The sequence below is a fragment of the Rossellomorea sp. DUT-2 genome, from assembly GCF_052665285.1.
Window position 1 is genome coordinate 864,532 of sequence record NZ_JBQPEO010000003.1, and the last position, 26,162, is coordinate 890,693.

General features: G+C 42.3%; 31 protein-coding genes and 1 rRNA gene. 24 read left to right on the forward strand and 8 right to left on the reverse strand.

The window, feature by feature from the left end; all coding sequences use genetic code 11:
• Positions 1 to 12: 12 nt before the first annotated feature.
• Positions 13 to 684, reverse strand: coding sequence for an SDR family NAD(P)-dependent oxidoreductase (locus ACOSV2_RS15260; RefSeq protein WP_428975855.1), 672 nt, complete (start codon positions 682 to 684; stop codon positions 13 to 15).
• Positions 685 to 1,062: 378 nt separating this feature from the next.
• On the opposite strand from ACOSV2_RS15260, the gene ACOSV2_RS15265 reads away from it, so the two are divergent.
• Positions 1,063 to 1,389, forward strand: coding sequence for a YfhH family protein (locus tag ACOSV2_RS15265; protein WP_113970051.1), 327 nt, complete (start codon positions 1,063 to 1,065; stop codon positions 1,387 to 1,389).
• A gap of 38 nt (positions 1,390 to 1,427) precedes the next feature.
• Here ACOSV2_RS15265 and ACOSV2_RS15270 read toward each other — a convergent pair whose 3' ends face one another.
• Both ACOSV2_RS15270 and ACOSV2_RS15275 read right to left on the reverse strand, forming a co-directional pair.
• A complete protein-coding gene (locus ACOSV2_RS15270) occupies positions 1,428 to 1,586 on the reverse strand; it encodes a YpzG family protein (protein ID WP_082051311.1) in 159 nt (52 codons plus the stop codon).
• Between the two features lie 32 nt (positions 1,587 to 1,618).
• Positions 1,619 to 1,783, reverse strand: coding sequence for a small, acid-soluble spore protein K (locus ACOSV2_RS15275; RefSeq protein ID WP_044339716.1), 165 nt, complete (start codon positions 1,781 to 1,783; stop codon positions 1,619 to 1,621).
• A 150-nt stretch (positions 1,784 to 1,933) separates the two neighbouring features.
• Here ACOSV2_RS15275 and ACOSV2_RS15280 point away from each other — a divergent pair, with 150 nt between their 5' ends.
• Complete coding sequence (locus ACOSV2_RS15280) at positions 1,934 to 2,209, forward strand: YfhJ family protein (protein ID WP_034762572.1); 276 nt, start codon at positions 1,934 to 1,936, stop codon at positions 2,207 to 2,209.
• Positions 2,210 to 2,253: 44 nt separating this feature from the next.
• Here ACOSV2_RS15280 and ACOSV2_RS15285 read toward each other — a convergent pair whose 3' ends face one another.
• Positions 2,254 to 3,240, reverse strand: a complete 987-nt coding sequence (locus ACOSV2_RS15285) for a metal-dependent hydrolase (protein ID WP_428975856.1) — start codon at positions 3,238 to 3,240, stop codon at positions 2,254 to 2,256.
• 88 nt (positions 3,241 to 3,328) lie between these two features.
• Here ACOSV2_RS15285 and ACOSV2_RS15290 point away from each other — a divergent pair, with 88 nt between their 5' ends.
• Positions 3,329 to 3,637, forward strand: coding sequence for a hypothetical protein (locus tag ACOSV2_RS15290; RefSeq protein WP_428975857.1), 309 nt, complete (start codon positions 3,329 to 3,331; stop codon positions 3,635 to 3,637).
• A 49-nt stretch (positions 3,638 to 3,686) separates the two neighbouring features.
• Positions 3,687 to 4,793, forward strand: coding sequence for an A/G-specific adenine glycosylase (gene mutY / locus ACOSV2_RS15295; protein WP_428975858.1), 1,107 nt, complete (start codon positions 3,687 to 3,689; stop codon positions 4,791 to 4,793).
• 41 nt (positions 4,794 to 4,834) lie between these two features.
• Here the strand turns inward: mutY and ACOSV2_RS15300 are convergent, their stop codons facing one another.
• Positions 4,835 to 5,059, reverse strand: coding sequence for a hypothetical protein (locus ACOSV2_RS15300; RefSeq protein WP_113970046.1), 225 nt, complete (start codon positions 5,057 to 5,059; stop codon positions 4,835 to 4,837).
• 104 nt (positions 5,060 to 5,163) lie between these two features.
• Here ACOSV2_RS15300 and fabL point away from each other — a divergent pair, with 104 nt between their 5' ends.
• From fabL to nikC, 10 genes are all read left to right on the forward strand, one after another.
• A complete protein-coding gene (gene fabL / locus ACOSV2_RS15305) occupies positions 5,164 to 5,907 on the forward strand; it encodes an enoyl-[acyl-carrier-protein] reductase FabL (RefSeq protein WP_034762580.1) in 744 nt (247 codons plus the stop codon).
• A 76-nt stretch (positions 5,908 to 5,983) separates the two neighbouring features.
• Positions 5,984 to 6,193 carry a gamma-type small acid-soluble spore protein gene (locus tag ACOSV2_RS15310; protein ID WP_324747581.1) on the forward strand — a complete coding sequence of 70 codons (210 nt, stop codon included), beginning with the start codon at positions 5,984 to 5,986 and terminating at the stop codon, positions 6,191 to 6,193.
• Positions 6,194 to 6,472: 279 nt separating this feature from the next.
• Positions 6,473 to 6,733, forward strand: a complete 261-nt coding sequence (locus ACOSV2_RS15315; RefSeq protein ID WP_428975903.1) for a YgaB family protein — start codon at positions 6,473 to 6,475, stop codon at positions 6,731 to 6,733.
• 166 nt (positions 6,734 to 6,899) lie between these two features.
• Entirely contained in the window at positions 6,900 to 7,430 is a 531-nt protein-coding gene (gene ntdP, locus ACOSV2_RS15320) for a nucleoside tri-diphosphate phosphatase (protein WP_324748420.1), read from the forward strand.
• Positions 7,431 to 7,592: 162 nt separating this feature from the next.
• The gene (locus ACOSV2_RS15325) at positions 7,593 to 9,341 is read left to right on the forward strand and encodes an ABC transporter ATP-binding protein (protein WP_428975859.1); all 1,749 of its coding nucleotides are present in this window, start codon (positions 7,593 to 7,595) and stop codon (positions 9,339 to 9,341) included.
• A 315-nt stretch (positions 9,342 to 9,656) separates the two neighbouring features.
• On the forward strand, positions 9,657 to 10,673 hold the full coding sequence (locus ACOSV2_RS15330) for an ABC transporter ATP-binding protein (RefSeq protein WP_428975860.1): 1,017 nt from the start codon (positions 9,657 to 9,659) through the stop codon (positions 10,671 to 10,673).
• The gene (locus tag ACOSV2_RS15335; RefSeq protein ID WP_428975861.1) at positions 10,648 to 11,613 is read left to right on the forward strand and encodes an ABC transporter ATP-binding protein; all 966 of its coding nucleotides are present in this window, start codon (positions 10,648 to 10,650) and stop codon (positions 11,611 to 11,613) included. The genes ACOSV2_RS15330 and ACOSV2_RS15335 overlap by 26 nt, the downstream gene beginning before the upstream one ends.
• Positions 11,614 to 11,687: 74 nt before the next feature.
• Complete coding sequence (locus ACOSV2_RS15340; protein ID WP_428975904.1) at positions 11,688 to 13,277, forward strand: ABC transporter substrate-binding protein; 1,590 nt, start codon at positions 11,688 to 11,690, stop codon at positions 13,275 to 13,277.
• Positions 13,278 to 13,552: 275 nt separating this feature from the next.
• Complete coding sequence (locus ACOSV2_RS15345) at positions 13,553 to 14,557, forward strand: ABC transporter permease (protein ID WP_428975862.1); 1,005 nt, start codon at positions 13,553 to 13,555, stop codon at positions 14,555 to 14,557.
• A gap of 28 nt (positions 14,558 to 14,585) precedes the next feature.
• Positions 14,586 to 15,482 carry a nickel transporter permease gene (gene nikC, locus ACOSV2_RS15350; RefSeq protein ID WP_044339707.1) on the forward strand — a complete coding sequence of 299 codons (897 nt, stop codon included), beginning with the start codon at positions 14,586 to 14,588 and terminating at the stop codon, positions 15,480 to 15,482.
• Positions 15,483 to 15,530: 48 nt separating this feature from the next.
• Here nikC and ACOSV2_RS15355 read toward each other — a convergent pair whose 3' ends face one another.
• Both ACOSV2_RS15355 and ACOSV2_RS15360 read right to left on the reverse strand, forming a co-directional pair.
• Positions 15,531 to 16,613, reverse strand: a complete 1,083-nt coding sequence (locus ACOSV2_RS15355; RefSeq protein ID WP_113970037.1) for an FUSC family protein — start codon at positions 16,611 to 16,613, stop codon at positions 15,531 to 15,533.
• A 247-nt stretch (positions 16,614 to 16,860) separates the two neighbouring features.
• Positions 16,861 to 18,147 carry a glutamate-1-semialdehyde 2,1-aminomutase gene (locus ACOSV2_RS15360; protein ID WP_428975863.1) on the reverse strand — a complete coding sequence of 429 codons (1,287 nt, stop codon included), beginning with the start codon at positions 18,145 to 18,147 and terminating at the stop codon, positions 16,861 to 16,863.
• A gap of 200 nt (positions 18,148 to 18,347) precedes the next feature.
• Between ACOSV2_RS15360 and ACOSV2_RS15365 the strand changes: the two genes are divergently transcribed.
• From ACOSV2_RS15365 to perR, 8 genes are all read left to right on the forward strand, one after another.
• Positions 18,348 to 19,358, forward strand: coding sequence for an ABC transporter ATP-binding protein (locus ACOSV2_RS15365; protein WP_428975864.1), 1,011 nt, complete (start codon positions 18,348 to 18,350; stop codon positions 19,356 to 19,358).
• Between the two features lie 49 nt (positions 19,359 to 19,407).
• Positions 19,408 to 20,199, forward strand: coding sequence for an ABC transporter permease (locus ACOSV2_RS15370; RefSeq protein WP_428975865.1), 792 nt, complete (start codon positions 19,408 to 19,410; stop codon positions 20,197 to 20,199).
• 3 nt (positions 20,200 to 20,202) lie between these two features.
• Positions 20,203 to 20,988 (forward strand): ABC transporter permease, encoded by a 786-nt coding sequence (locus ACOSV2_RS15375; RefSeq protein WP_428975866.1) that lies wholly within the window; start codon positions 20,203 to 20,205, stop codon positions 20,986 to 20,988.
• Positions 20,989 to 21,049: 61 nt separating this feature from the next.
• Complete coding sequence (locus ACOSV2_RS15380) at positions 21,050 to 21,454, forward strand: ion channel (protein ID WP_113970032.1); 405 nt, start codon at positions 21,050 to 21,052, stop codon at positions 21,452 to 21,454.
• A gap of 71 nt (positions 21,455 to 21,525) precedes the next feature.
• Positions 21,526 to 21,990: a thioredoxin-dependent thiol peroxidase gene (gene bcp / locus ACOSV2_RS15385; RefSeq protein ID WP_113970031.1), complete on the forward strand. Its 465-nt coding sequence runs from the start codon at positions 21,526 to 21,528 to the stop codon at positions 21,988 to 21,990.
• 226 nt (positions 21,991 to 22,216) lie between these two features.
• Entirely contained in the window at positions 22,217 to 23,167 is a 951-nt protein-coding gene (locus tag ACOSV2_RS15390) for a D-2-hydroxyacid dehydrogenase (protein ID WP_428975867.1), read from the forward strand.
• Position 23,168: 1 nt separating this feature from the next.
• Positions 23,169 to 23,717: a cob(I)yrinic acid a,c-diamide adenosyltransferase gene (locus tag ACOSV2_RS15395; RefSeq protein WP_428975868.1), complete on the forward strand. Its 549-nt coding sequence runs from the start codon at positions 23,169 to 23,171 to the stop codon at positions 23,715 to 23,717.
• Positions 23,718 to 23,810: 93 nt separating this feature from the next.
• Entirely contained in the window at positions 23,811 to 24,251 is a 441-nt protein-coding gene (gene perR / locus ACOSV2_RS15400; RefSeq protein ID WP_397540941.1) for a peroxide-responsive transcriptional repressor PerR, read from the forward strand.
• Between the two features lie 82 nt (positions 24,252 to 24,333).
• Here the strand turns inward: perR and ACOSV2_RS15405 are convergent, their stop codons facing one another.
• Positions 24,334 to 24,681, reverse strand: a complete 348-nt coding sequence (locus ACOSV2_RS15405; protein ID WP_397552595.1) for a YgzB family protein — start codon at positions 24,679 to 24,681, stop codon at positions 24,334 to 24,336.
• A 154-nt stretch (positions 24,682 to 24,835) separates the two neighbouring features.
• Between ACOSV2_RS15405 and ACOSV2_RS15410 the strand changes: the two genes are divergently transcribed.
• Both ACOSV2_RS15410 and ACOSV2_RS15415 read left to right on the forward strand, forming a co-directional pair.
• Complete coding sequence (locus ACOSV2_RS15410) at positions 24,836 to 25,702, forward strand: nucleotidyltransferase-like protein (RefSeq protein ID WP_397552596.1); 867 nt, start codon at positions 24,836 to 24,838, stop codon at positions 25,700 to 25,702.
• A gap of 259 nt (positions 25,703 to 25,961) precedes the next feature.
• A 16S ribosomal RNA gene (locus ACOSV2_RS15415) occupies positions 25,962 to 26,162 on the forward strand; the annotation flags it as partial.

Here is a 26,162-nt window from a genome sequence, read left to right on the forward strand (position 1 = left end):
GCCTTTTAAGGTTTATTTTTTTGATTCGATGACGATTTCGTCTTTTTCTTGGTATTCATTCACAATCAATTCCGCAACTTCCTTAGGAGAGCGAAGCCTTGAAGGATCACTGATATGATCGCTGTTTTCCCAGAATGGAGTATCCATTCCACCCATATAAGCATTCACGATACGAAGATTCGAATCCTCGTACTCCTTCTGTAAACTTTCACCAAATCCTCTGAGGGCAAACTTGCTCGCTACATACAATGATTCGTTCTTTTTCCCTCTAAGGCCTGCTGTTGAAATAATGTTAATGATGGTGCTATTTTGTTCCAGTTGATTTAGCAGTACCTTGGTTAATCGGATGGGACCCAGTGCATTCGTTTCAAACATGCTTACTAATTCATCATCTTCCGTATCCTTGAAGGGACCGAAATAGCCTATCCCTGCGTTATGTAGAAGTAATTCTACATTATGATCCTTAAGATGATTTTCACCGAACTGTTGTATGTCATGAGTTGACCGAATATCCAACGTGGCAAATGAAACCTGTCCGCCTATGTTTTCAATTTCTGCTGCAGCTTCTTTTAAGCGGTCTTCCGTCCGAGCAAGAAGGAAGATATGATATCCTTGCTGGCTAAGAAGCTTTCCTAATTCTTTTCCAAGGCCGGAGCCTCCGCCTGTGATGATGGCTGTTTTCATGGTGGCGTCATCCTTTCTGGTGTAATTGATTAAGGGCCTGTCTTATGCTTGTCGGGTCTGACCAGCCGCTTCCGCTTTTCTTATTGTCCAGCTGCGGGGCTTAGAGGCTCGAGGTCATAAGTCCAGCCCACCAAAAAGGCAAAGAGCGCCTTTCCGGTGGACTTGCCTTATGCTTGTCACCTCTGGGCAAAGCCCCTCCGCTTTTCTTATTGTCCAGCTGCAGCGGCTAGCCCCTCGAGGTCATAAGCCGTGATGGCCAAAAAGGCAAAGGACGCCTTTCCGGCCATCCCGTCTTATGCTTGTCGGGTCTGACCAGCCACTTCCGCTTTTCTTATTGTATCATTTTCTCTATACTACTATTAGTAGAGGTGATGAGGAATGGAACAAGAGAGAAGATATAGTGAGATGACGGAGCATGAGTTGAAGCAGGAGATTGCTTCGTTGAAGGAGAAGGCAAGGAAAGCTGAACAGCTGGGGATTGTGAATGAGTTTGCCGTTTTGGAGCGCAAGGCACTTATGGCACAGGCTTATTTGATGAATCCTGACGCCTACAAGCCTGGCGGGATATACGCAATAGAAGGTGATCCCGGTACATATTTCAAAGTCGACTATCTAAACGGGGTATTTGCCTGGGGATATCGCCTGGGTGGAGACGGAAAAGAAGAAGCACTGCCGATTTCCCTATTGGCAGGAGAAAAGAAGTAATGAAGAGGTCCGTCATAGGGACGGACCTCTGAAGTAGTCTAGGAACGCTTGCGTGTCTGGTTCTCTAGAATGATTAAGTCTTGAGTTTGTGTGGTTTGTCCATTAGCTTGGGAATGGGCATGCTTTGGATTGTAGAATGCCTTGTTAAATGGACTGCTGTACTTATTTCGGTAGAAGTTGTTTTTCATGTTTGCCATCGTAACTACCCCCTAAACAGATTTTCACTTCATTAAAGTGAGTCGTGATCTCTTTCTCCAGAAGCTTTCATACGTTCTTGAGGATGGGTATTGATGGTGCCGTTAGCCCTTTTAGATGCAAATTCCGCTTTAGCTCTCGGTTCACCTTCGAATTTATTGTTATTCATGTTAGGGAACCCTGTCGTTTTATTTCGCATAAAGTGCCTCCTAAAAGGTGAATTTTCTGACTCATACCGTGAAGAAGCAAAGGTTCACAACTAAGCTTAACCACGTACTAATAGTATGGGTGAATTGGTGTACATTATCATAAAAGAGGGAACTAAATATATGGAAAAGGAGGAGACAAAATGGAGTCAACATTCCACGAATTAACACAATTGTTAATTGAAAAAAATAATAAGCTCTCGTATGAAAAAGCGAGAACCTGGATCGAACTTGTGTGGGAGGATTTCGAAGCCACATATGCAAAAGCAGGTTACGATTATAAAGGAAAAGCAGTAACGGAAAAAGTCGTTCGCCAATGGGTCAATACATACGGTGAACAAATCCACGAATTTGCTGCACAAAACCCTAAATACAAACACCTGATCGACGATAAAGAAGATGACGATTTAGTACATTAAAGTGATGAGGGACGGACCTTTTTAAAGGTCCGTCCCTCACTGCTTTAATCGATTAAAATGTCGATGTCGACTTTGGAGCGAAGTTTTTCTTCGCTGAAGACCCATCCTGTGTAGGAGCTGACGATGTTCAGGTCTTTGTCGAGCTGTACCAGGGCGACAAAGGGATAGTGTCCATTATTTCTGTAGCGAAGATCGATGAAGCGTACTTCAAAGTGATCATCGTATTCGTCCACTTCCCAGCGGTAAACCGGGGAAAAGGAAAGAAAGGCGGCGAGATTTTTATCTTTTTTAGCGGCATTGATGACTGGATTCTCAGGTATCGGTATACGTTCAAATTTATCGAAAATCGTAATCGACCGTCTGAATGCCCGTGCGACATAATAATGTTCCTTGGTCACAATCGCAAGGCGCCATTGGAAAAACCGGATCGTCGGTGAAACGATGATTTTTTCCGCTTTAGGGATTCTTCTCTTCACCGCATTTTTCACTGCTTTTTGAACCTGGAATCTCAATACATAATAAGCGAAAATCACAATGTACATGACCAAAAAGGTTTTTCCAGGTGGTAATCCTATGCCCCACAGAATCAATCCGCCGATGTGAATACCAAAGATAATCGGATCAAACGTGTTAATGACTCCTAAAGCGACCCATTTCGACGAAATCGGCCTGATTGCCTGTGTCCCATAGGCATTGAAAATGTCGACAAATACATGGAGGAATACGGCCACAAATGTCCAAATCCATAAATGAAGCAAATCTGCCCCCGGGAAAAAGGGATAAAGACAAGCGACAATTAATAGCGGCCAAAGAGCAACGGCCGGAATGCTATGGGTGATGCCTCGGTGATGACGTATATAAACGGCATTATTGCGTAATTTCAAAACGGTATCGATGTCTGGTATTTGAGAGCCGATGACTGCTGCAACTAACACACTTTGAGAAGTGGCTGCACTTTCAGCAACAACGGGATCCAAGGTGGCTAAGCCCCCTAGAGCGAAACCCATGACGATATGAGTGCCTGTATCCAAAAAAAGTCCTCCCTTGGCTCTTTTCATCTGTATTTTTATGACTTGTAATCATTTTTGAACATGATATGGTTAAAAGGAGTTTATTTCAATGAAAAACACTTTACACATTTACTTAGAATATGAAATAAAACAAAATTTTCAACCTCAATATAATCAGATTATGAACAATATCGTAGCTACATTACCACAATACGACGCTTTTAATATCCAGTGGGAAAAGTCTGAAGCCAACCCTAATCGTTTCATCGAACGGTTTATAGTGCCCACTGAATCCCATTTCCATGTTTTGAAACGTTTACGGACATCCCGTCGTCATTTATTATTTGGATTACTGGACGAATGTATTTGTGGAGGGTTAAAAGAAATAAACCTTGTTGGCTTAAAAACACAGCTTTAATTATTTATTCCCTATTCAACGTAACATTTAACATCCTGGAGGTACAAAATTGAAAGAAGAACCATTGAAACATTTAGACACCATTGACCGTGAGGAATTTCAGAAGAATTTATTATCATGGTTTTCAAGCGAACAGCGTGATCTTCCATGGAGGAAGGATCAAGATCCATACAAAGTGTGGGTATCTGAAATCATGCTTCAACAAACAAGGGTGGATACGGTCATACCTTATTTTAACCGATTCATCGAGAAATTTCCTACCATAGATGCTCTTGCTACAGCAGACGAAGAAGATGTCCTGAAAGCATGGGAAGGACTCGGCTATTACTCGAGAGTCAGGAATCTTCAATCCGCTGTAAAAGAAGTGAGTGAAAAGTATGGAGGAATCGTTCCGGATACTCCGAAAGAAATATCGTCATTAAAAGGTGTGGGACCATACACTGCGGGGGCGATCTTGAGTATTGCCTACAGCAAACCGGAACCTGCTGTCGACGGAAATGTCATGAGGGTATTTTCACGTATTCTATCCATTTGGCTCGATATTGCCAAACCTGCATCACGCAAGGTATTTGAACAAGCGGTCAGAAATTTGATTTCTGAAGAGAATCCATCGTATTTCAATCAAGCACTGATGGAACTTGGGGCACTGATTTGCACACCGACATCACCATCCTGCTTACTATGCCCTGTCCGGGAACACTGTCAGGCATTTGAAGAAGGAGTGCAAACAGAGCTTCCAATTAAAACGAAAAAGAAATCTGCACGTAAAATGAATATGGCGGCAGCCGTTCTGTTTACAGAAGATGATCGAGTTGTTATCCACAAACGACCGGGTAAAGGACTGCTCGCTAATTTATGGGAATTTCCTAATTTTGAAGTGGGGAGTTCAAGCGGAGGCCGAAAACAATTGCTTGATCAAATGGAGGAGGAATACAAGGTAGATTGCTCATTGAAAGCAGGGGTTGTCACGAAAATCCAGCATGTATTCTCTCACATCGTTTGGGATATTGAAGTATATGTTGGTTCTATCGACAGCACCACTCTTGATGACAGCGGCCTGATTGCCGTTACGACTGAAGAATTGGATAAATATGCCTTTCCCGTCTCCCATCAGAAAATCTGGAGGGAAACAGGAGCAGGAATATTACAGAAATAATAAAGAGCAGCCGTGATGGTTGCTCTTTGTGTATGATCATCTCAATCGTAACTAATCTTCGTGCCGTGAGTATAATCGGCTTCGCCACGCTTCAATCCACCGCGGTTTTCAATTTCTTCGACAATTTCTCTGTGAATCGATTGTCCTTCTGCGTTCAAATAGGGTACTATTTGTTGTAGTGAATGATGAAAGAAAGCGAGCTCGCTTTTTTGCCATTCATCTTTTGGAATCATTGAAAGCTCTGTCATATCTCTACCTACATACATAACTCATTCCTCCATTTAACTGACATGCTCTTATTAGTGTGTATGTTAGAAGGCCTGAATATGCTTTACACCAAATGGAAAATGAAATTGAAAGGATGATCAACATGAGTCAAAAAGTAGCATTAGTCACAGGAAGCAGCCGCGGACTTGGACGAGAAATCGCTATTCAACTAGCAGAAAAAGGATACGATATCGTCGTCAATTATGCACGGAGTAAAAAAGGTGCACTTGAAACTGCTGAACAGGTCGAAAAGTTGGGCCGAAAAGCATTTGTCGTACGGGCAAATGTAGGAGACGTGGATAAGATCAAATCTATGTTCGAACAGATCAAAGAAGAGTTCGGCCGTTTGGATGTATTGGTAAGTAACGCAGCATCCGGGGTTCTGCGTCCAGTCATGGAACTTGAAGAATCTCATTGGGATTGGACGATGAACATCAACAGCAAGGCATTGCTATTCTGTGCTCAGGAAGCAGCAAAGTTAATGGATAAGGGCGGACGCATAGTGAGCATAAGCTCATTGGGATCCATCCGTTATTTAGATAATTACACAACTGTGGGAGTATCAAAAGCTGCAGTTGAAGCATTAACGCGTTATCTTGCCGTTGAGCTTGCACCGCGCGACATAATCGTAAATGCAGTTTCCGGTGGTGCGATCGATACAGATGCACTCAAGCATTTCCCTAATCGTGAAGAGCTTCTCGAAGATGCCCGCAGTAAAACACCTGCAGGACGAATGGTGGAAATTGATGATCTTGTGAAGTCAGTGATGTTCCTCGTTTCAGACGATTCCTCCATGATCAGAGGTCAAACCATCATCGTCGATGGCGGTCGCTCACTACTCGTTTAGTGGAATGTTTTTCCTGAAAAATATCGAATAGTGAAATCCACGCTTGGTTATCTTAATAAGCGTGGAGGTGATTACAATGGCAAAACAACCAAACAAAACTCAAGCTGGTACAAGCGTTCAACACGTAAAACAACAAAACGCTCAAGCTGGTGCAACTCAGCAACAACAATACGGTACTGAGTTCGCTTCAGAAACAACAGCAGCACAACACGTGAAGCAACAAAACCAACAAGCAGAAGCTAACAAAGCGAAAGCTTCTGGTAAATACGGTCAACAACAACAATAATTGATTTGTTCTTGACGGAAAAAGCACCCATTAAGTTGGGTGCTTTTTCGTTTTGTTTTGAGGGACGGACCTTTCAAATCTTCCATCAACGAAGGACCGATCTTCTTCCAGAAGTCTACACAACTAACTCCTATCAGTATTGACTATGAAAACAGAGGTCCGTCCCTCCAAATCCTCCACATCGACAAAACAGGTGGGATTGTGACAGAAGTTGTCAAAGGGTTTGGGGGTGGGAAGGAGAATGTTTAGGAGAGCTTGTTTAGAGGAGTGGTGGAAGTGATGCAACAACGGTTTAATGAGTTGGTAACAGAGCAGTTAGAGACGATGGATAAGTTGTTATATCTTCAGTCTGAGATTGAACGTTGTCAAGAGCTTGAAGAGGAGCTGTTCGAGCTTCACGAAATGACGAAGGTTGAATCTATAAAGAGAGAGATTGCTTCAAAAAAGAAGGAATTAAAAGAGATTCAAAAAATGTTTCAAAAACAAACCGATGAAGTGATTCGCTCCTATCAAAAAGAACAAAACAGCGTTACAACATAAAAAGATATTCATGATAAACCCCATTTTTGAACAGGAACAGGGCGATTCTTAAAGGATTTTTTCTTTAAGGATAGCCCTTTTGTTTTAAATTTTCTGAGGAAACGTTATAATGATAGAATAGACAAGTATATATAAGGGTAATTTTGAAATGAAAGAAGGGGATACGATGGCGGTTCCCACAGAAGGAAAATCTGTACAAATACATAGCTTTAAGCATGATGGCAACATTCACCGGATCTGGAATGAGACGACGGTTCTGAAAGGAACAAGCAATCAGATAATCGGTGGAAATGATCGAACGATGGTGACGGAATCAGACGGAAGAACGTGGATGACCCGTGAACCCGCAATATGCTATTTTCATTCAGAGCTATGGTTTAACATTATTTGTATGATTCGTGAGGACGGTATTTATTATTATTGTAATTTAAGCTCACCATTTGTATATGATCATGAAGCGATCAAGTATATCGATTACGACTTGGATATAAAAGTGTTTCCTGATATGACATATACACTGCTGGATGAGGATGAGTATGAAACTCATCGCAAGTTGTACGGTTACCCGGATGTGATCGATCACATTCTGAAGCGTAATGTAGACAAGCTTGTTCGCTGGATCCGACAAAGAAAAGGGCCTTTTGCCCCTGACTTTATTGATATTTGGTACGAGCGTTATCTGACTCACAGAGGGTAACACAGCTGGAAAACTGTATAGGCATTAAAGGGCTGACCCAGTAAGGAGCAACCCTTTTCATTTCCTGAATGGACTTGAAGAGGAACAGTGCTGCGTTCCATACAGGGTCATCCCTTTTTATTGGGGCAAAAAAATACTCACACCTTAGAAAGGAGTAATCACTTGGATAGTATCAAACGCTACCTTCAATTTGTAAAACCTTATCGGTGGCAAATTATTGGTACATTAATTATAGGTATTATTAAATTTACCATCCCTTTGTTAATTCCGATATTAATTAAATATGTAATCGATGATATAGTAGGCGCTTCGGGCTTATCCTCGGAAGAAAAGACCAATCAATTACTGATGATCATGGGGATCATGCTTGGCCTTTTCTTACTCGTAAGGCCACCTGTGGAGTATTATCGACAGTACTTTGCTCAGTGGACGGGAAACAAGATCTTGTATGACTTAAGGGATCATTTGTTTTCACATATTCAGCGACTCAGTTTTAAGTATTATTCGAATACAAGAGCGGGGGAAGTCATTTCCAGGGTCATCAATGACGTTGAGCAAACAAAGAATTTCGTGATCACCGGTCTGATGAATCTATGGCTGGATGCAGCTACCATAGTCATTGCACTGTCCATAATGTTTACGATGGATGTTTCGTTAACACTTGTTTCTCTTATCGCGTTTCCTTTCTATGCGTTCTCTGTCCGTTATTTCTTTGGAAGACTCAGGGGTTTGACGAGAGACCGGTCTCAGGCACTGGCAGAGGTTCAAAGTCACTTACACGAACGGGTCCAGGGAATGGCTGTCATCAAGAGTTTTGCTGTTGAAGACTATGAACAAAAACAGTTTCAGGATCAGAATAGCAATTTCTTAACGAAGGCCTTAAAGCAAACAAGCTGGAATGCGAAAGCGTTCGCGGTTGTGAATACCATTACGGATATTTCTCCGTTGATCATCATTGGTTATGCGGGGCTGCAAGTGATTAATGGAGATCTGACCATTGGTACAATGGCTGCCTTTATCGCCTATATCGATCGCCTCTATGGTCCGCTTAGACGACTGGTGAATTCTTCTACAACCTTGACTCAATCGATCGCCTCCATGGACCGCGTGTTTGAGTTCATGGATGAGAAGTATGATATTGATGATGAACCAGGTGCGATTCCATGTGAAAACGTACGTGGAGATATTCATTTTAAAAATGTTTCCTTTCGCTATGAATCTGAAGAGGAAGAGGTACTGCGTAATCTCAACCTTGATATTAATACGGGTGAAACCGTCGCTCTGGTCGGGATGAGCGGTGGAGGAAAATCATCCTTCGTCAGTCTTATTCCCCGTTTTTATGATGTCACAGATGGTGAAATTCTTTTAGATGGAACAGACATCAGAAGATTTCAGGTGAGGTCATTGCGGGACAATATCGGAATGGTGCTTCAGGACAATATTCTCTTTAGTGAATCGGTCAAGATGAATATTAAGTTCGGTAATCCTGATGCGACGGATGAAGAAGTAATAGAAGCTGCCAAGGCGGCAAATGCACATGACTTCATCATGAAATTACCTCAAGGCTATGACACGAAAGTAGGAGAAAGAGGTGTGAAACTATCTGGCGGACAGAAGCAACGTGTCGCGATTGCCAGGGTGTTCCTTAAGAATCCACCGATTCTCATACTGGATGAAGCAACGTCAGCCCTTGATCTGGAAAGCGAACACCTTATCCAGGAATCTCTTGAAATCCTGGCAAAAGATCGAACGACCTTCATTGTCGCTCATCGATTATCAACGATCACCCATGCTGACAGAATCATTCATATGGAGCACGGTGAAGTTGTCGAAATGGGAACCCATGAAGAGCTGATGGCAAAACAGGGTCATTACCATAAACTCTTCCAAGTACAGCAGCTCGATCAGTAAAATGGAAAGTCATGACTTATCACGATACACGTGATAAAAGTCATGACTTTTTTTGTGTATCAAAAAAATATATCAAACTTATTTCAGGTGTGTCGTGAAGAAAGTAGGGCTAAATAACTTTATATGGGAGGAATGAAAAGGATAATTGGACATATATTGAATTGAATTAGGAATGAAAGAGCATATTGATTTTGTGTAGAAAAATTCTGAAAATAGATTGCAACATTTGTAACATCTTGTATAATAAGAAACATATAAAATTTAGAAAATAAGCACTATTAAGAAAAGAGAGATAGTTTCAAGAGGAGGATTTGAATGAGCGAAGCGCGTCCTTTACTAAAAGTGGAAGATTTGAGGACCTCCTTTTTTACTGATGACGGAGAAGTTCCTGCAGTCGATGGAGTTAGCTTTCAAGTGAATGAAGGGGAGGTGCTCGGGATCGTTGGGGAAAGTGGATGTGGTAAAAGTGTTACATCCCTATCCATCATGGGCCTGGTACCGAAACCACCGGGGAAAATAGTAGGTGGAAAGATACTGTATAAAGATGAAGATCTGACACAAGCAACTGAAAAGCGAATGAGAGATATCCGGGGCAATGATATAGCGATGATTTTCCAAGAGCCGATGACATCTTTAAACCCTGTTTTTACTATAGGTGACCAATTAACGGAAGCCATACGCATACATACGAAGGTTGGAAAGAAACAAGCGAGAGATAAAGCAATTGAAATTATGAAGATGGTCGGTTTACCGCGATCTGAGGAGCTTATCAAGGATTACCCTCATCAGCTATCAGGCGGTATGAGACAAAGGGTCATGATTGCCATGGCCATGGTTTGTGATCCACGTGTATTGATAGCAGATGAGCCGACAACCGCTCTTGACGTGACGATTCAGGCCCAAATATTAAAATTGATGAAACGATTAAATAAAGAACTGAATACAGCGGTCCTCTTGATTACTCATGATTTAGGAGTTGTGGCTGAAACATGTGAACGAGTGGTCGTTATGTACTCAGGAAAAGTGGTGGAAGAGGGGAAAGTAGAAGAAATCTTCAAAAACCCTCAGCATCCTTACACGAAAGGCCTAATTCAATCCGTACCGGATATGAGAAACAAGCAGCAGCGACTGCACTCGATTCAGGGAAATGTTCCGAAACCGGGATCCATTAAAACCGGATGCCGATTTGCAGCACGCTGTGAGTATGCCTTCGATCGCTGTTTAGTCGAAACACCGGAATTATATGAAACATCACAAGGACATTGCACACGATGCTTCCTGTTCGATGAAGTGGAGGAGGGAGTTTATGACGGAACCGTTGCTAAAGGTTGAAAATCTTAAGAAACACTTTCCAATCACAGGAGGAATTCTCGGACGACCTGTCAGTTCGGTAAAAGCAGTGGACGGGGTATCCTTTACCGTGAATAAAGGAGAGACTCTTGGAATCGTAGGAGAAAGCGGATGTGGAAAGTCGACGACGGGCAGGATGCTGATGAGACTCATCGATCCATCCGAAGGGAAAGTAACATTCGAAGATCGAGAGCTTACCAGTCTATCAAACTCTGAAATGAGAAAGATCCGCCGGGAAATGCAAATGGTCTTTCAGGATCCTTTTGCTTCTTTGAATCCAAGGCATACTGTTGAACAGATTCTCGAAGAACCATTAAAGGTCCATGGAATGGGTTCAGCGAAAGAAAGAAAAAAGAGGGTTCATGAACTACTCAATATTGTCGGGTTAAGCAGCTATCATGCGAAACGTTACCCACATCAATTCAGTGGTGGACAAAGGCAGCGAATTGGGATCGCGAGAGCTCTAATGACGAAGCCCAAGCTCATTATTGCGGATGAACCTGTGTCAGCTCTTGACGTGTCCATTCAGTCACAGGTCCTGAACCTGATGCAGGATTTGCAAAAAGAGTTCGGACTCACCTATATCTTCATTGCGCATGATTTAGGTGTAGTGAGACATATAAGTGACCGGGTAGGCGTGATGTACCTCGGCAAAATGGTAGAGCTGAGTAATAGTGAAACACTCTATGAAAATCCGCTTCATCCATATACTGAGGCACTACTATCAGCGGTACCGGTTCCGGATCCTGATTTCAAGAGAGAAACGATTCTCTTGCAGGGGGATATTCCGAGCCCGTCCAATCCACCGAGTGGGTGTACATTCCACACCCGGTGTCCACATGCAACGGAGATCTGCAAACAGAAGGTACCGGAATTCAAGGAACACAAACCAGGGCATTATGTAGCTTGTCATCTTTACTAGAAGACAAGTCTCATAAGTATATAAACATTATTCAGGAGGGGATTTAGTTGAGAAAAAAAAGCTGGTCAATTTTAATGCTGCTCATCCTACTCGTATCATCTGTTCTTTACGGATGTGGAGGAAATGAAAGTTCTTCAGGTGAAGGCGGCGACAGTAAAGATAGCGGCGATCCAAAAGTATTGATCTTTGGTCGCGGAGGAGACTCAGTAGCACTTGATCCTGCTGCGGTTACAGATGGAGAATCATTTAAAGTAACAAAGAATATCTTCGAAACCTTAGTTGAATTTGGTGAACAGGATACAGAACCAAATCCAGGATTAGCTGAAGAGTGGAAGGTATCTGAAGACGGGTTAACGTATACTTTCACACTTCGTGAAGGTGTTAAATTCCAAGATGGTACAGATTTCAATGCTGACGCAGTAGTGAAGAACTTCGAGCGTTGGATGAATGGTAATGAAGAAGCATTCTACTACTATAAATCTATGTTTGGTGGATTTAAAGGTGATGAAGGTCACGTTATCAATGAAGTAAAAGCGGTTGATGAAAAAACTGTTGAATTTGTTTTAAAACGTCCTCAAGCTCCGTTCTTAAAGAACATTGCGATGAGCCCGTTTGCGATTGTAAGTCCTAAAGCTCTTGAAGAGTTGGGAGACAAGTTCGGAGAAGCACCAACTGATGCCGGAACGGGTCCTTTCAAGTTCAAAGAGTGGAAGCGTAATGACAAAATCGTACTAGTGAAAAATGAGAACTATTGGAAAGAAGGTCTTCCAAAGCTTGACCAGGTTGTCTTTAAATCAATTCCGGAAAACTCTGCACGTCTAAACGCGCTTGTTTCTGGAGAAATCGATCTGGCTGATGGTGTTAATCCAAGTGATGCTGCTCAAGTTGAAGGTAACGACCAATTACAATTATTCGAACGTCCTTCTATGAACGTTGGATACCTGGGGTTAACATCGACTCGTAAACCTTTTGATAATCCAAAAGTACGCCAGGCAATTAACTATGCAATCAACAAGCAGGAAATCATCGACGCATTCTTCGAAGGAAGAGCAGAAGTAGCGAAAAACCCAATGCCTCCAGTTATTGGCGGTTACAATGACGCGCTTGAAGGATACGAATACAATCCTGAAAAAGCAAAAGAACTTCTTGCTGAAGCAGGACTTGAAGATGGATTTGAAATGGAATTATGGGCAATGCCAGTGCCACGTCCATACATGCCGGATGGACAAAAAGTAGCTGAAGCGATTCAGGCAGATCTTCAAGAAGTAGGAGTGAAAGCGAAAATCGTATCTTACGAGTGGGCGACATACTTAGAAAAAGCCCGTAACGGAGAAGCGGATGCGTTCTTACTTGGATGGACTGGTGACAATGGTGATGCAGATAACTTCCTATATGTATTACTTGATAAAGACAATATCGGAAGCAATAACTACACTTACTACAGCAATGATGAGCTTCATGACTTATTGATTGCTGCTCAATCTGAAACAGATCAAGCAAAACGTGAAGAGATGTACAAACAGGCTCAGGAAATCATCCATGAAGATGCTCCTTGGGTACCGTTGGCTCACTCTACACCGTTATTAGCTGGTAGTGCGGCTGTGAAGAATTTCAAACCGCATCCAACTGGATCTGACTTCTTAGGTGCAGTAGACATGGAATAGTCCGAATAAGATTCAACCTAGGGGAGATGACTTTTTAGTCTCCCCTTTGTACATAGAAAAGCGGAGGCGGCTCGTTCAGCCCCGACAAGCATAAGGCGAGCTTGCCCGAAAGGCGCTTTTTGCCTTTGGGGCAAGATTGACTTATGACCTCGAGGGGCTAGCCGCCGTAGCTGGACAAAAGAAAAGCGGAGGCGGCTCGTTCAGCCCCGACAAGCATGAAATATTTAAGCAAGCTTCCAAGAATACTAGAATCTCCTTTCAGAGAGGTGAACAAAATGTTTCAATACACCATACGAAGATTACTTCAATTAATACCCGTATTATTAGGGATGACCTTTATTGTATTCTTTATCATTCGGGCGATACCTGGAGACCCTGCCCAAGTGATCCTTGGTCAACAGGCTTCAAAAGAAGCCATAGAACAACTAAGAACACAGTTAGGTCTTGATAATGCCTGGTATGTTCAATATTTTGAGTATCTAAAAGGCCTATTAACAGGTGATTTAGGCAGCTCTATTCGTACAAAAACAGAAGTTTCAAGTGAAATATGGCCATACTTGGCTGCGACAGCGGAATTGGCGATTGTAGCGATCATCATTGCTGTGGTCATAGGGGTGAATGCAGGTATCATCAGTGCCTGGTTCCAGAACTCATGGTTTGATTATACGGCCATGATATTGGCTTTAGTCGGGGTGTCTATGCCGATCTTCTGGCTTGGTTTGATGGAACAGTGGATCTTCGGTATTCAACTTGACTGGCTTCCAACCACAGGAAGGGAAAACATTCGTAATCCAATCGATGCCATTACGAATCTCTATATTTTAGACACCATCATACAAGGACGTTTCGATCAATTAGGTGAAGTGATGAGGCATCTGATCCTTCCGGGTATTGCACTTGCCACGATTCCTATGGCGATCATTGCACGTATGACCCGTTCGAGTATGCTTGAGGTCATGCGTTCGGATTACATTCGAACTGCTCGTGCCAAGGGTCTGAAAATGTTCTGGGTTGTGTACAAGCATTCTCTTAAAAATGCAATCATTCCCGTATTGACGGTAATCGGTCTGCAAATGGGGCTCCTTTTAGGTGGAGCAATATTGACAGAGACGATCTTTGGATGGCCAGGAATTGGTCGCTATATTTATGAAGCGATCGGCTTCCGTGATTATCCTGTTGTACAGTCGGGCATTCTCGTAGTGGCAACGATCTTTGTCACAATCAACTTAATTGTCGATCTACTATATGCTGCTGTCGATCCGCGCATTAAATACAACTAACATCAATAGAAGAAAGAGGTGAACTCTCATGGCAGAATTAGCAGAACCGCAAAAAGAGCTTCATCCTTCCCTGCAGGAGGAAACGGTTTCTCCCTGGAAGGAAGCGTGGAAAAGCTTTCGAAAAAACAAAATCGCTTTAGTCGGATTTTTCATCGTGCTTTTCTTTGTCGTATTAGCCATTGCTGCACCAGTCATTGCCCCACAAGGGATCAATGAACAAGATTTATCGAAAAGACTGCAGGCTCCATCTTCTGAACATTGGCTCGGGACGGATGACTTTGGACGGGATATATTGTCCAGAATTATTTATGGGGCACGAATTTCATTATGGGTAGGCTTCTTTGCAGTAATCGGTTCAGCAGTAGTAGGAAGTCTACTGGGAATAGTGGCAGGTTATTATGGAAGATGGGTGGATACGATTATCTCACGAATCTTTGATATCATGCTTGCATTTCCGAGTATCCTGTTAGCGATAGCTGTTGTAGCTGCTCTTGGGCCATCCCTGAGAAATGCTTTAATTGCCATTGCGATTATCAATATCCCTAACTTTGGGCGACTCATCCGGTCACGGGTGTTGAGTGTAAAACAGGAAGAGTATGTAATGGCTGCGAAAGCCATTGGGATGAAAGATAGTCGTATTCTATTGAGTCATATCCTTCCTAACAGTATGGCGCCGATCATTGTACAAGGAACTCTTGCAATTGCGACTGCTATAATCGAAGCCGCGGCACTTGGTTTCCTTGGTTTAGGAGCACAAGCCCCTCAGCCCGAATGGGGGAAAATGCTGGCTGATGCACGTACGTTCATGCTGCAAGCTCCTTGGACAATGATCTTCCCGGGACTTGCCATCATGCTGACGGTACTGGGATTCAACTTGATGGGGGACGGGCTTCGGGATGCCCTTGATCCTAAAATGAAAAACTAAATAGAACAAAAAAACGGAGCAAAGGATGTGATTTCCTTTGCTCCGTTTTTATTCTTCTTCTTCCCCGATCATCACTTCATTGTCTTCTTTATGATACGATTGGAAGCTTGTGATGAGTTTTTCCAGGTGCTCTAAATGCTCATCGTATTCAAAAATAGCCGAGAAAATATGAAGCAGATGGAAGTTATGAATATTTTCATCTTTACTATGCTGTTTTACTTCTTGGATCATGATATTCATCAGTTCTTTTCGATGCATGCACACATCCTGCTGTGCTTCTGATTCAGCATGCGGATGCATTTTTCCAAGGAACTTTAAAAGAAGCTGTTCATGGTAGGTGAGAAGACAATCAAGCTGTCCCTTAATCACTCCACGTAATTCATCCGGCAATTGAAAAATTTCATTTTCATACCGGTTCAATCGCTTCAAGATGTCAAAGCTTCGATTCGTAGATGAAATCATCTGACGGAAAATGACAAGCTTACGACTTTTGACAATCGAATTTTTCTTGAAATAATCCCGTTCTTCTTTATAAAGAAGATACAATTGATCGACCTTAATAAGTTTTTCTTTAATGCGCTCCAAGTCTTTTTTCAGAAGGTGGAACTCTGTTGCGTGTCTTGAACTTAATCGAATCCACTTTAAGATTTCTTCTGTTGAATCAGATATTTTATGATAAAGCTTCGTTTCGTATTTTGGCGGCAGGAAAATCAAGTTAATAATGAAAGATGAGAACACACCGATCATGATGGTTGAGAAACGGATAAATGCAAATTGAATAAAATCCTGGTCCGTCACTTCCATAATCGCGATCAACGTTACCAGGGCCAGGCCGATTGTGTTTTGCAGCTTTAATTTAAGAATGATGGCAATGGCTATGACAGCAGCGAGACCTACAATAAGGGGATTACTGCCGAATAAGAGTACAAAGATAACGGCAATCCCAGCACCGATCAGGTTCGCTTGAATCTGTTCGATGATCGATAGATATGATCGATAAATGGTAGGTTGTACGGCAAAGACCGCCGCGATTCCAGCAAAAACTGGAGAAGGTATACCCAATAGCTGCGATACAAGTAAAGCTAATACAATCGCAATTCCCGTTTTAAGGATGCGAGCACCAAGTTTCATGGAATTAGGATCCTTTCTTGTGTAACATTTTAATAAACAATACTGTACTATACATGTACTTACAAGTAATATCAATAGGGAAATTTAAATTAGTTTCTACAAAATATGTACCTTTTTGAGGAAGGGAATAAACAAATCGCTGCAGTCTTCTCCCGAATGAATAGATATGCCATGAAGGGAAGAGTTATTCTACGAAATCAATAATAAAGACTGCCCCAGCAGGTGGAGCAGTCTTCAGGTTCTTCTATTATAATTGTGCAAATGCACGATCGACAGCTTCGATCGTTTCCTGTATATCTTCTTCTGTATGGGCGGTCGTAATAAACCATGCTTCATATTTAGAAGGAGCAAGATTGATTCCCTGATTAAGCATCAGCTTAAAGAACTTCGCAAACATTTCTCCATCGGTCGCTTCAGCTTGCTCATAGTTCTCCACTTTTTCAGTAGTAAAGTAAAGTGTGAGAGCTCCTTTCAATCTGTTAATGGAAATTGGTGCGTTATGTTTTTCAGCTGCTGTAAGAATCCCTTTTTCAAGCATTTCCCCGAGTTTATCAAGTTTCTCGTAAACGCCTTCTTCTTTTAACACTTCAAGGCAGGCAATTCCTGAAAGGATGGAAGCGGGATTTCCTGCCATTGTACCTGCTTGATAGGCAGGACCTAACGGTGCGACCTGTTCCATGATTTCTTTCTTACCGCCGTAAGCCCCGATTGGAAGACCGCCGCCGATGATTTTCCCCAGCGCCGTTAAGTCAGGCTTCACCCTTAACATATCCTGAGCTCCGCCATACATGAAGCGGAATGCCGTAATGACTTCATCATAAATTACAAGGGAACCGGCATTATGAGTAATGTCATTCACTTGCTCAAGAAAGCCTTCTTTTGGTTCTACAATTCCGAAGTTCCCTACGATGGGTTCCACAAGGACTGCTGCAATTTGATCTCCCCATTTTTCCATTGCTGCTTTAAAGGGTTCGATGTCGTTGAATGGAACCGTGATGACTTCCTGGGCGATACTCTTAGGAACACCGGCTGAATCAGGGGTTCCTAATGTAGATGGTCCAGATCCGGCTGCAACCAGTACCAGATCTGAGTGACCGTGATAGCAGCCTGCGAATTTAATGACTTTGTCTTTCCCTGTGTATGCTCTTGCAACACGAATCGTTGTCATCACCGCTTCAGTCCCGGAGTTTACAAATCGAACCTTGTCCATATAAGGCATTGCTTCTTTGATCATTTTGGCAAACTTCACTTCATGACGGGTAGGGGTTCCGTAAAGGACTCCGTTTTCCGCCGCTGTTTTGATCGCTTCTGTAATATGTGGGTGAGCGTGTCCGGTGATGATAGGTCCGTATGCTGCCAGATAATCGATGTATTTATTTCCGTCTACATCCCAGAAATATGCGCCTTGACCCCTTTCCATTGCAACGGGCGAGCCTCCGCCCACTGCTTTATATGAGCGTGACGGGCTGTTCACTCCTCCTACGATATGTTCCAATGCTTCTGTATGTAAAGTTTCTGATTCCGTATATTTCATGATTTCCTCCTGAATATGTGTATTTAGCTATCTATTACTCTTCTATTGTAGTACGGTCTTTTCCACTTTAGCAAATAGGGAATCATTGGGCACACTAATTTTCAAGCAGACTGTTCTAAGGGAAACAGTTCTCTGTGGTACACTATTCCTTGTTTGTAAAAGAAGGGCCGATACTTTTTTTGAAATTAGGAGGACGCAATATGAATGCAATCGAAGTACATCACTTGCGTAAGGAATTCAAGGCTTTTTCAAGTCGTTCCGGACTTAAAGGAGCCTTTCGGGATTTATTTACGCGTAATTATAAGATCGTTCCTGCGGTGAATGATATCTCATTTAATGTGAAGCAGGGGGAGATGGTCGGGTACATCGGTGAAAATGGAGCCGGAAAATCCACTACCATCAAGATGCTGACGGGGATCTTGACACCGACCGGGGGAGAGTTGACCGTCAATGGAATGAATCCTCATCGTGATCGGGAAAAATTCGTTCAGACGATCGGGGTCGTTTTTGGGCAGCGTTCCCAGCTCTGGTGGGATATTGCGGTTCAGGAATCATTCCAGCTCTTAAAGAAAGTGTACAAAGTCCCTGATCAACAATATAAAGCACATATGGATCATGTGATTGAAACGCTGGATATCGCGCCGCTACTGGACAAGCCGGTCCGTAAATTATCACTGGGGCAGCGAATGAGATGTGAATTGGCAGCGGCTCTTGTCCATAATCCGCCTTTACTTTTCTTGGATGAACCTACAATTGGATTGGATGTTCTGGTGAAATTGAAAATCCGCCAATTCTTGAAAGAAATAAACGAGAAGTACAATACTACGATTCTACTAACCACCCATGATTTAACCGACATCGAAGCTCTTTGTGAACGGGTCGTGATGTTGGACGAAGGGAAAATCATTTATGATGGGGCTCTGAGTCAGCTCAAAGAAAATTGGGGAGATCAAAAGGAAGTCGTGTTTCAATTCCTGGACGATACGTCTCTCTCCGCTTTATCCGATCTTACAAAGAATCAAAACATTACCTGGTCCTTTGATGAGAAAAAGCAGAGCTATTCAGCATTGATTGAAGCGGATGATGAAGTCATCTCACAACTGATAACGAAAATCGTTGCGAGCTTCAAAGTGAAAGATATGAAAATTGAAGAAACGACTACGGAGGAAATCATACGGAACATCTATGAAAAAGGGGCAGTGACGAGATGAGTTTGGGAATAGAAGCTATCGGTTCGGCTCCAGTATACGGGAGGGTATCATGGCTAAGTATATAGAAATGATTCGCATCCGCTTTCTCATGATGTTGGCGTACCGAACTAATTATTATAGTGGAATATTAATATATAGTATCAATATTGGAGCTTACTATTTCTTGTGGAAGGCCATCTACGGGGGGGAAAGTGATATTGAAGGATTATCCATCATTCAAATGACGACCTATGTGGCCGTTTCCTGGATGGCGAGGGCATTTTATTTTAATAATATCGACCGTGAAATCGCTCAGGAAATTAAAGAAGGAAAAGTGGCAGTTGAATTTATCAGGCCATATAACTATCTTGGAATGAAGACGATGCAGGGACTCGGAGAGGGAGTCTTCAGACTGTTGTTTTTCTCGTTCCCGGGAATGATTATTGTCAGCCTCATTTTCCCGCTACAATTCGGTACAGGGTTTGATACATTGGGATTATTTGCAATTTCGATCCTGTTCAGCTTCATTATCAATACACAAATCAATTTACTGACGGGTATCACGACCTTTTTCTTGTTTAATAATGATGGTCTCATCCGGGCGAAACGAGTGGTCATTGATTTGTTTTCCGGCTTGCTGCTGCCGATTCATTTCTTCCCACTTTGGGCACAAGATGTGATGGGTTACTTACCGTTCCAGAGTATAAGTTATGTTCCAAGCATGATTTTCACCAATGGCTTTACGACTTCTGAATCATTCAATGCGATTCTTATGCAAGGCGTATGGTCGTTGATCCTTCTCATACCAATCAAGATACTCTGGGTCATGGCAAAAAAACAAATGATTATTCAAGGAGGGTGACCGATGTTTTATGTAAGGATGTTTTTTCAATATGTCGCCCAATATATGAAGATCAGGCTGCAATACAGGGCCGACCTGGTTGTCGAGATAATTTCTGATTTACTGTTTCAGGCAGTTAACCTCGTATTTATCCTGGTCGTGTTTGGCCATACTCAGCTTCTGAGCGGATGGACAAGAGACGAAATTATATTCATATATGGTTTCTTCTTGGTCCCGTTTGCACTTTTCAGTTCTTTCTTCAACATTTGGGACTTTAACGACCGGTATGTGGTGAAGGGAGAGTTCGACCGGATCCTGACCCGTCCCATACACAGCTTATTTCAAATCATCTTAGAGCGAATGGAACTGGAGTCGCTTTTCGGAGTGATAACTGGCCTCGCGGTTATGTTCTACGCCGGGGGAAGACTGGATATAACCTTTGAATGGTACGAACCCGTATTATTTATCCTCTTTGTAATCGGGGGAGCTCTTGTGTATGCAGGGATCTTTATCGCCCTTGCAAGCATCGGATTCTGGTCGGATGCGAAAACGTCGATCATGCCGATGATGTACAATATCGGTAACTATGGAAGATACCCCGTTGATATATATAATAAAGTGATTCGTTTCGTATTAACGTGGATTCTTCCATTCGCGTTTGTTGGAGTCTATCCATCTGCCTTTTTCCTGGAAAAGACGGAATGGTACCCCTATTCGTTCCTGACTCCATTTGTGGGCATCGGTTTTTTCATCTTCTCTATCGTGTTATGGAATGAAGGAGTGAAACGATACAGGGGTGCAGGTAACTAGAATGAATCTGAAGTATTAAGCGTACATATAGGAAGACAAGCAGAAAAAAGAGGGTATGTACATGCTTTATATCATCGGTTTTTTCATTTTGTTCTGTATGGTGATGAGTTTAAGGGCCTTATTTTATCCTTCAAGGTGGAAAGAGCATCACGTTTCACTTCATCATTTTCTCTTTTTAGGAATGAGTTATATCACGATTATGGTGGGATTCGGTCTTTTGTTTGCTCTCCTTGAGCTTGAAGGAGTTCCGATTCTCGTTGAAGGAGGAAAACCCTTAACGGGAGACTTCCTCGATCATTTTTTCACCACGATGTATTTCAGCGGCATCACCCTTTTCTCAGTAGGATACGGGGATGTAACCCCTGTTGGGATCGGGAGGGGAATTGCCCTCATTGAGTCATGGCTCGGTTACACCATACCTGCCGCCTTTGTCGTGAAATCATTTTTAAACTACGAAAACAAGTAGCATATGGTTTGAGTTTTCCCCTTTCTTTGGGTACGCTAAAGTTAGAAATTATTCATTGGAGGGGAAGACACATGACAGTGGGTCAAAAAGCACCGGAATTTGAATTACTTGCAAGTAATGGAGAAAAGGTGAAGCTTTCAGATTATCAGGGGAAAAACGTGGTTCTTTATTTCTATCCAAAGGACATGACTCCAGGTTGTACGACAGAAGCATGTGATTTCAGGGATCACCATGAAAACTTTGAGAATCTCGATGCCGTTATCTTAGGGGTGAGTCCGGATCCCGTTGATAAGCATGAAAAGTTTGTGGACAAGCATGGACTTCCGTTCCTTCTGCTTGTGGATGAAGATCATAAGGTGGCAGAAGAATACGGCGTGTGGAAGCTGAAGAAGAACTTCGGGAAGGAATATATGGGCATTGAACGTTCTACCTTTATTATCGATAAAGAAGGAAACTTGTCAAAGGAATGGAGAAAGGTGAAAGTGAAGGGACATGTGGAGGAAGCTCTTCAATACATTCAAGAGAATCTTTCCTGAACCTATTTTTAAGCCTATTTTGAGAAGCTTGAGGCTTTTGTCCATTCACAAGAGAGGTAAAGACATATAGTAAGAGTAGGGCAACCTCCTCAAATAAGTCAGTCTCATCCGTTGAAGGATCGACCAGGTCGATCCTCTTTTTTTATGCTTTTAAAGAGGCTACAAAATAGGGTGATACGGTATAAATATGGTAAAATAATGGGCAATAGGGATGGGAGGCAGCTGCATGAAAATTATCTTCACATTTCAACCTAAGGAAGAGTTTATCTCAGACTTAAAGAATAGCTTCCAAGAGGTTGAGTTTCTTTTTTATAAAAAAATCAAAGAAGCGGAGAAAGAACTTCCAGAAGCAGAAGTGATTGTCACTATGGGGGAAGATTTGACCGACTTTCACATTGAAAAGAGTAAGAAATGCAAATGGATCATGGTCACCTCAGCAGGACTTGAGAAGATGCCATTTAAAGCCATCAAAAAAAGAGGCATCCTGGTGACCAATGCAAGGGGTATTCATAGAATTCCTATGGCTGAGTTTACAATCGGATTGATACTTCAGCATGCAAAACAGCTTCAAGCGGTATGGAATCAGGAAAAGGATAGCGTGTGGAGCAGAAGACTTCCAACCTCAGAACTTCATGAAGCCTCTATCCTTATTCTCGGGGCAGGAGCGATTGGAGGCGAAATCGCACGCTTGGCAAAAGCGTTTCATATGAAAGTAACGGGTGTGAATTCTTCCGGCACTCCTGCAGAACATTTTGACAGTATGTTCACCCTGAAGACATTTCAGACGGAGCTGGCAAATGCCGATTACATTCTATCCGTTCTGCCCAGTACTGAGAAAACGAAGCATCTCCTGCAGGTTGAGCACTTTGAACAAATGAAGGACACGGCTGTTTTCATCAATATAGGCCGTGGTAATCTCGTGGAGGAATCCGTTCTCCTTGAAGTAAGTGAAAAGAAGTTAATACAACATATGTACCTTGATGTATTTGACAAGGAACCATTACCCAAGGATCACCCGTTCTGGGAGAATGAGTGCATAACGGTGACACCTCATCTTTCCAGCATCACAAAGAAATACATGCCAAGAGCACTTGAAGTTTTTAAAAAGAATTTAACTACATATCGTAAGAATAGTGAAAACTATATAAACGTCATCGATGCAGAGAGGGGATATTAGGATGAAGATTTATACGAAAACCGGAGACAAAGGAACGACGTCATTGGTATATGGAACCAGAGTGTCAAAAAAAGATCAGCGGGTTGAGGCATACGGGACATGCGATGAAGCGAATTCCATGATCGGCTTAGGTCTAAGCTACCTTAAAGCTGAATACTTTGATGGAAAAGAAAAGTTTGAGGAGTTCTTTCATAAAGTACAAACCATTCTCTTTCATGTTGGAGCGGAACTGGCTACTCCTGCAGGAAAAGAAGTGAAATGGAAGCTTGAAGAATCACACATCAAAGAACTGGAAGAGCAAATCGACTTTCTTGATGGTGCCCTTACACCCCTTAGCAATTTCATCCTTCCAGGAGGTCAGCCTGCCGGAGCTGCACTTCATACAGCCAGAACAATCGTGAGAAGAGCCGAAAGAGAAGCGGTTGGAATTGATGAAGACATTAATCCGTTGGTCCTTTCTTATCTGAACAGACTTTCTGACTATCTATTCGTTGCTGGCCGCTATATAAACCAACAGCTCGGGGAAAAAGAGAAAAACTTACATGAGTAACCAGGGAGAAAGATTGACAAAAGGGACCGTTGATTAGTACACTATTTATAAAGATTATAAAATAATAATTCTTATGAAAAGAGGTGCATGACGATGTCTGAAGAAGGACAATTGAAAGAAGCGATTTCGACATTGAAGGAAACGGGAGTCCGTATCACTCCTCAACGTCATGCGATATTAGAGTATCTCATTGATTCAATGGCTCATCCAACTGCCGATGACATATATAAAGCACTCGAAGGGAAATTCCCCAACATGAGTGTCGCTACTGTTTATAATAACTTACGCGTATTCCGTGAAGTAGGCTTAGTGAAAGAGTTGACCTACGGTGATGCTTCCAGTCGCTTCGATTTTGTGACAACCGATCATTACCATGTCATCTGTGATGGCTGCGGGAAAATCGTTGACTTCCATTATCCTGGACTGGATGAAGTTGAACAACTGGCTTCCCATGTGACAGGTTTCAAGGTGAATAACCACCGGATGGAAATCTACGGAACATGTTCTGACTGCTCTATAAAGGAAACCCACTAGATAAGGATGGTCCCAATATCAGGGCCATTCTTTTTTTGATGCCAAAAAAGACCTTCAGCAGAAGGTCTTTTCTCAATTGGGTCTATCTTTGCTTTTTATTATAGTCCTCATCAAACTCTTCGCCTTCCAAGTTCGGATCAAGAGTTAATGGCTCATTACAATACATACACATATCTACTCGCCCAAGGACCTTTGTGACCTTCCCGCAATTAGGACATGTGACTTGAACAGCCTTCGTGGATAGCATCCCGATCCAGAAATACACAACCGTGCTTCCGATGATTGCCAGAAAACCCAGCAGCATGAATGTTGTCATAACCCATGGATGTTCTCTAAAATATATACCTACGTACATAATGATAAATCCGATGAAAACCAAACTTAAGGCAAACGTACGGATTTTATTAATTTTACTCGAATACTTAGCCATTTGTTTGTCCCTCCTAAAAAAATACTATACCATAATTGTTGTAAGAAGAGGGATACGAAACCGTTTTGTCGAAAAATGACTATATTCAGAGAAGGAAATCGTCTTTGAATGTCGAAATAGTAACCAACCAATGAGTGATGTGGAGGAGTATGAAATGGAAGATATTTTACGACCGTTATACCAAGAGCGTACAAGTCACCCCAATACTTTAGGAGCGCTTTTGATAGAACAGAGCAAGAAATCCAGTCCGTTGACGGATACTTTTGATATTGTCCTTTTTCTAGTGGTGAAAGAAGCTGAAGAACCAGTATTCATTAAACACTATTCTTATAAAGAGCAGAAGGCAGCCTTACATATCGTAACGGAAGCTAAGCTGAATGAGTGGATTTTACTCGGGTCGAACCGCAAAGTGATTGACTGGCTGTTTAATGGGAAGATACTGTTCGATCGCAACGAATATATTCATAATCTTAAAACAGAGCTGAGGGATTTCCCTTTTTATGGTAGAAAGATAAAGATGGGGATGGAATTTGCCAAGTTGATTCGTCGTTACATGGACGGTAAAGAATTCTTTGAAAGTAAGCATTATTTAGATGCCTATAATCATATCGTTCATTCCTTACACCATTTGGCCAGGCTCGCTGTTATCGAAAACGGATTCCATCCGGAGGTAACAGTATGGAACCAGGTAAAACAAATAGAGCCTGAAATCTACAAGCTGTATGAAGAACTCGTAACAAGCGATGAAGAGATCGATAAACGACTTGAACTGCTGTTTCTGGCAAGCGAGTTTCTCATTCACTCAAGAACGAAGGTTTCAACGGAACATCTATTAAGCATCCTGGACCAGAAAGAACATTGGACGTTCCAGGACCTTCTCAATCATTCAGAGGCCAAGCATTATTCAGTGGATTTAAGCATGCTCATTGAATATTTGACAGACAAAGGATTCGTTGAAATCGTAAATGTAGAGACAAAGGGACAGGGGATTTATCACCGTTATTATCGAGCAGTGAAATAATTATAGTGAAATATTAATTATTCGTTGACTTCAATATGAAACCTTGTTATATTAGTAAATGTCGCTGCTGAACGACGACAACGAGCGGTCAGTGGCGACTTGAAAATCTTAAAAAGTTGTTGACATTAACTCCATAACTTGGTAAGATAAAAAAGTCGCTTAAACGAAGTGATTGCACATTGAACCTTGAAAACTGAACAAAACAAGACAATACGTCAACGTTAATTCTAGATTTATTTTTAAAGAGCTATTCAAACTTTTATCGGAGAGTTTGATCCTGGCTCAGGACGAACGCTGGCGGCGTGCCTAATACATGCAAGTCGAGCGGATTGATGGGAGCTTGCTCCCATCAGTCAGCGGCGGACGGGTGAGTAACACGTGGGTAACCTGCCTGTAAGACTGGGATAACTCCGGGAAACCGGGGCTAATACCGGATAACTCATTTCCTCGCATGAGGAAA

Excerpts from the sequence above, each read along its gene's own strand:
- ACOSV2_RS15260 (WP_428975855.1), bottom strand. The coding sequence starts at position 684 with ATGAAAACAGCCATCATCACAGGCGGAGGCTCCGGCCTTGGAAAAGAA.
- ACOSV2_RS15265 (WP_113970051.1), top strand. The coding sequence starts at position 1,063 with ATGGAACAAGAGAGAAGATATAGTGAGATGACGGAGCATGAGTTGAAG.
- ACOSV2_RS15270 (WP_082051311.1), bottom strand. The coding sequence starts at position 1,586 with ATGGCAAACATGAAAAACAACTTCTACCGAAATAAGTACAGCAGTCCA.
- ACOSV2_RS15275 (WP_044339716.1), bottom strand. The coding sequence starts at position 1,783 with ATGCGAAATAAAACGACAGGGTTCCCTAACATGAATAACAATAAATTC.
- ACOSV2_RS15280 (WP_034762572.1), top strand. The coding sequence starts at position 1,934 with ATGGAGTCAACATTCCACGAATTAACACAATTGTTAATTGAAAAAAAT.
- ACOSV2_RS15290 (WP_428975857.1), top strand. The coding sequence starts at position 3,329 with ATGAAAAACACTTTACACATTTACTTAGAATATGAAATAAAACAAAAT.
- ACOSV2_RS15300 (WP_113970046.1), bottom strand. The coding sequence starts at position 5,059 with ATGTATGTAGGTAGAGATATGACAGAGCTTTCAATGATTCCAAAAGAT.
- fabL (WP_034762580.1), top strand. The coding sequence starts at position 5,164 with ATGAGTCAAAAAGTAGCATTAGTCACAGGAAGCAGCCGCGGACTTGGA.
- ACOSV2_RS15310 (WP_324747581.1), top strand. The coding sequence starts at position 5,984 with ATGGCAAAACAACCAAACAAAACTCAAGCTGGTACAAGCGTTCAACAC.
- ACOSV2_RS15315 (WP_428975903.1), top strand. The coding sequence starts at position 6,473 with ATGCAACAACGGTTTAATGAGTTGGTAACAGAGCAGTTAGAGACGATG.
- ntdP (WP_324748420.1), top strand. The coding sequence starts at position 6,900 with ATGGCGGTTCCCACAGAAGGAAAATCTGTACAAATACATAGCTTTAAG.
- ACOSV2_RS15330 (WP_428975860.1), top strand. The coding sequence starts at position 9,657 with ATGAGCGAAGCGCGTCCTTTACTAAAAGTGGAAGATTTGAGGACCTCC.
- ACOSV2_RS15335 (WP_428975861.1), top strand. The coding sequence starts at position 10,648 with ATGACGGAACCGTTGCTAAAGGTTGAAAATCTTAAGAAACACTTTCCA.
- ACOSV2_RS15340 (WP_428975904.1), top strand. The coding sequence starts at position 11,688 with ATGCTGCTCATCCTACTCGTATCATCTGTTCTTTACGGATGTGGAGGA.
- ACOSV2_RS15345 (WP_428975862.1), top strand. The coding sequence starts at position 13,553 with ATGTTTCAATACACCATACGAAGATTACTTCAATTAATACCCGTATTA.
- nikC (WP_044339707.1), top strand. The coding sequence starts at position 14,586 with ATGGCAGAATTAGCAGAACCGCAAAAAGAGCTTCATCCTTCCCTGCAG.
- ACOSV2_RS15355 (WP_113970037.1), bottom strand. The coding sequence starts at position 16,613 with ATGAAACTTGGTGCTCGCATCCTTAAAACGGGAATTGCGATTGTATTA.
- ACOSV2_RS15360 (WP_428975863.1), bottom strand. The coding sequence starts at position 18,147 with ATGAAATATACGGAATCAGAAACTTTACATACAGAAGCATTGGAACAT.
- ACOSV2_RS15365 (WP_428975864.1), top strand. The coding sequence starts at position 18,348 with ATGAATGCAATCGAAGTACATCACTTGCGTAAGGAATTCAAGGCTTTT.
- ACOSV2_RS15370 (WP_428975865.1), top strand. The coding sequence starts at position 19,408 with ATGGCTAAGTATATAGAAATGATTCGCATCCGCTTTCTCATGATGTTG.
- ACOSV2_RS15375 (WP_428975866.1), top strand. The coding sequence starts at position 20,203 with ATGTTTTATGTAAGGATGTTTTTTCAATATGTCGCCCAATATATGAAG.
- ACOSV2_RS15380 (WP_113970032.1), top strand. The coding sequence starts at position 21,050 with ATGCTTTATATCATCGGTTTTTTCATTTTGTTCTGTATGGTGATGAGT.
- bcp (WP_113970031.1), top strand. The coding sequence starts at position 21,526 with ATGACAGTGGGTCAAAAAGCACCGGAATTTGAATTACTTGCAAGTAAT.
- ACOSV2_RS15390 (WP_428975867.1), top strand. The coding sequence starts at position 22,217 with ATGAAAATTATCTTCACATTTCAACCTAAGGAAGAGTTTATCTCAGAC.
- ACOSV2_RS15395 (WP_428975868.1), top strand. The coding sequence starts at position 23,169 with ATGAAGATTTATACGAAAACCGGAGACAAAGGAACGACGTCATTGGTA.
- perR (WP_397540941.1), top strand. The coding sequence starts at position 23,811 with ATGTCTGAAGAAGGACAATTGAAAGAAGCGATTTCGACATTGAAGGAA.
- ACOSV2_RS15405 (WP_397552595.1), bottom strand. The coding sequence starts at position 24,681 with ATGGCTAAGTATTCGAGTAAAATTAATAAAATCCGTACGTTTGCCTTA.
- ACOSV2_RS15410 (WP_397552596.1), top strand. The coding sequence starts at position 24,836 with ATGGAAGATATTTTACGACCGTTATACCAAGAGCGTACAAGTCACCCC.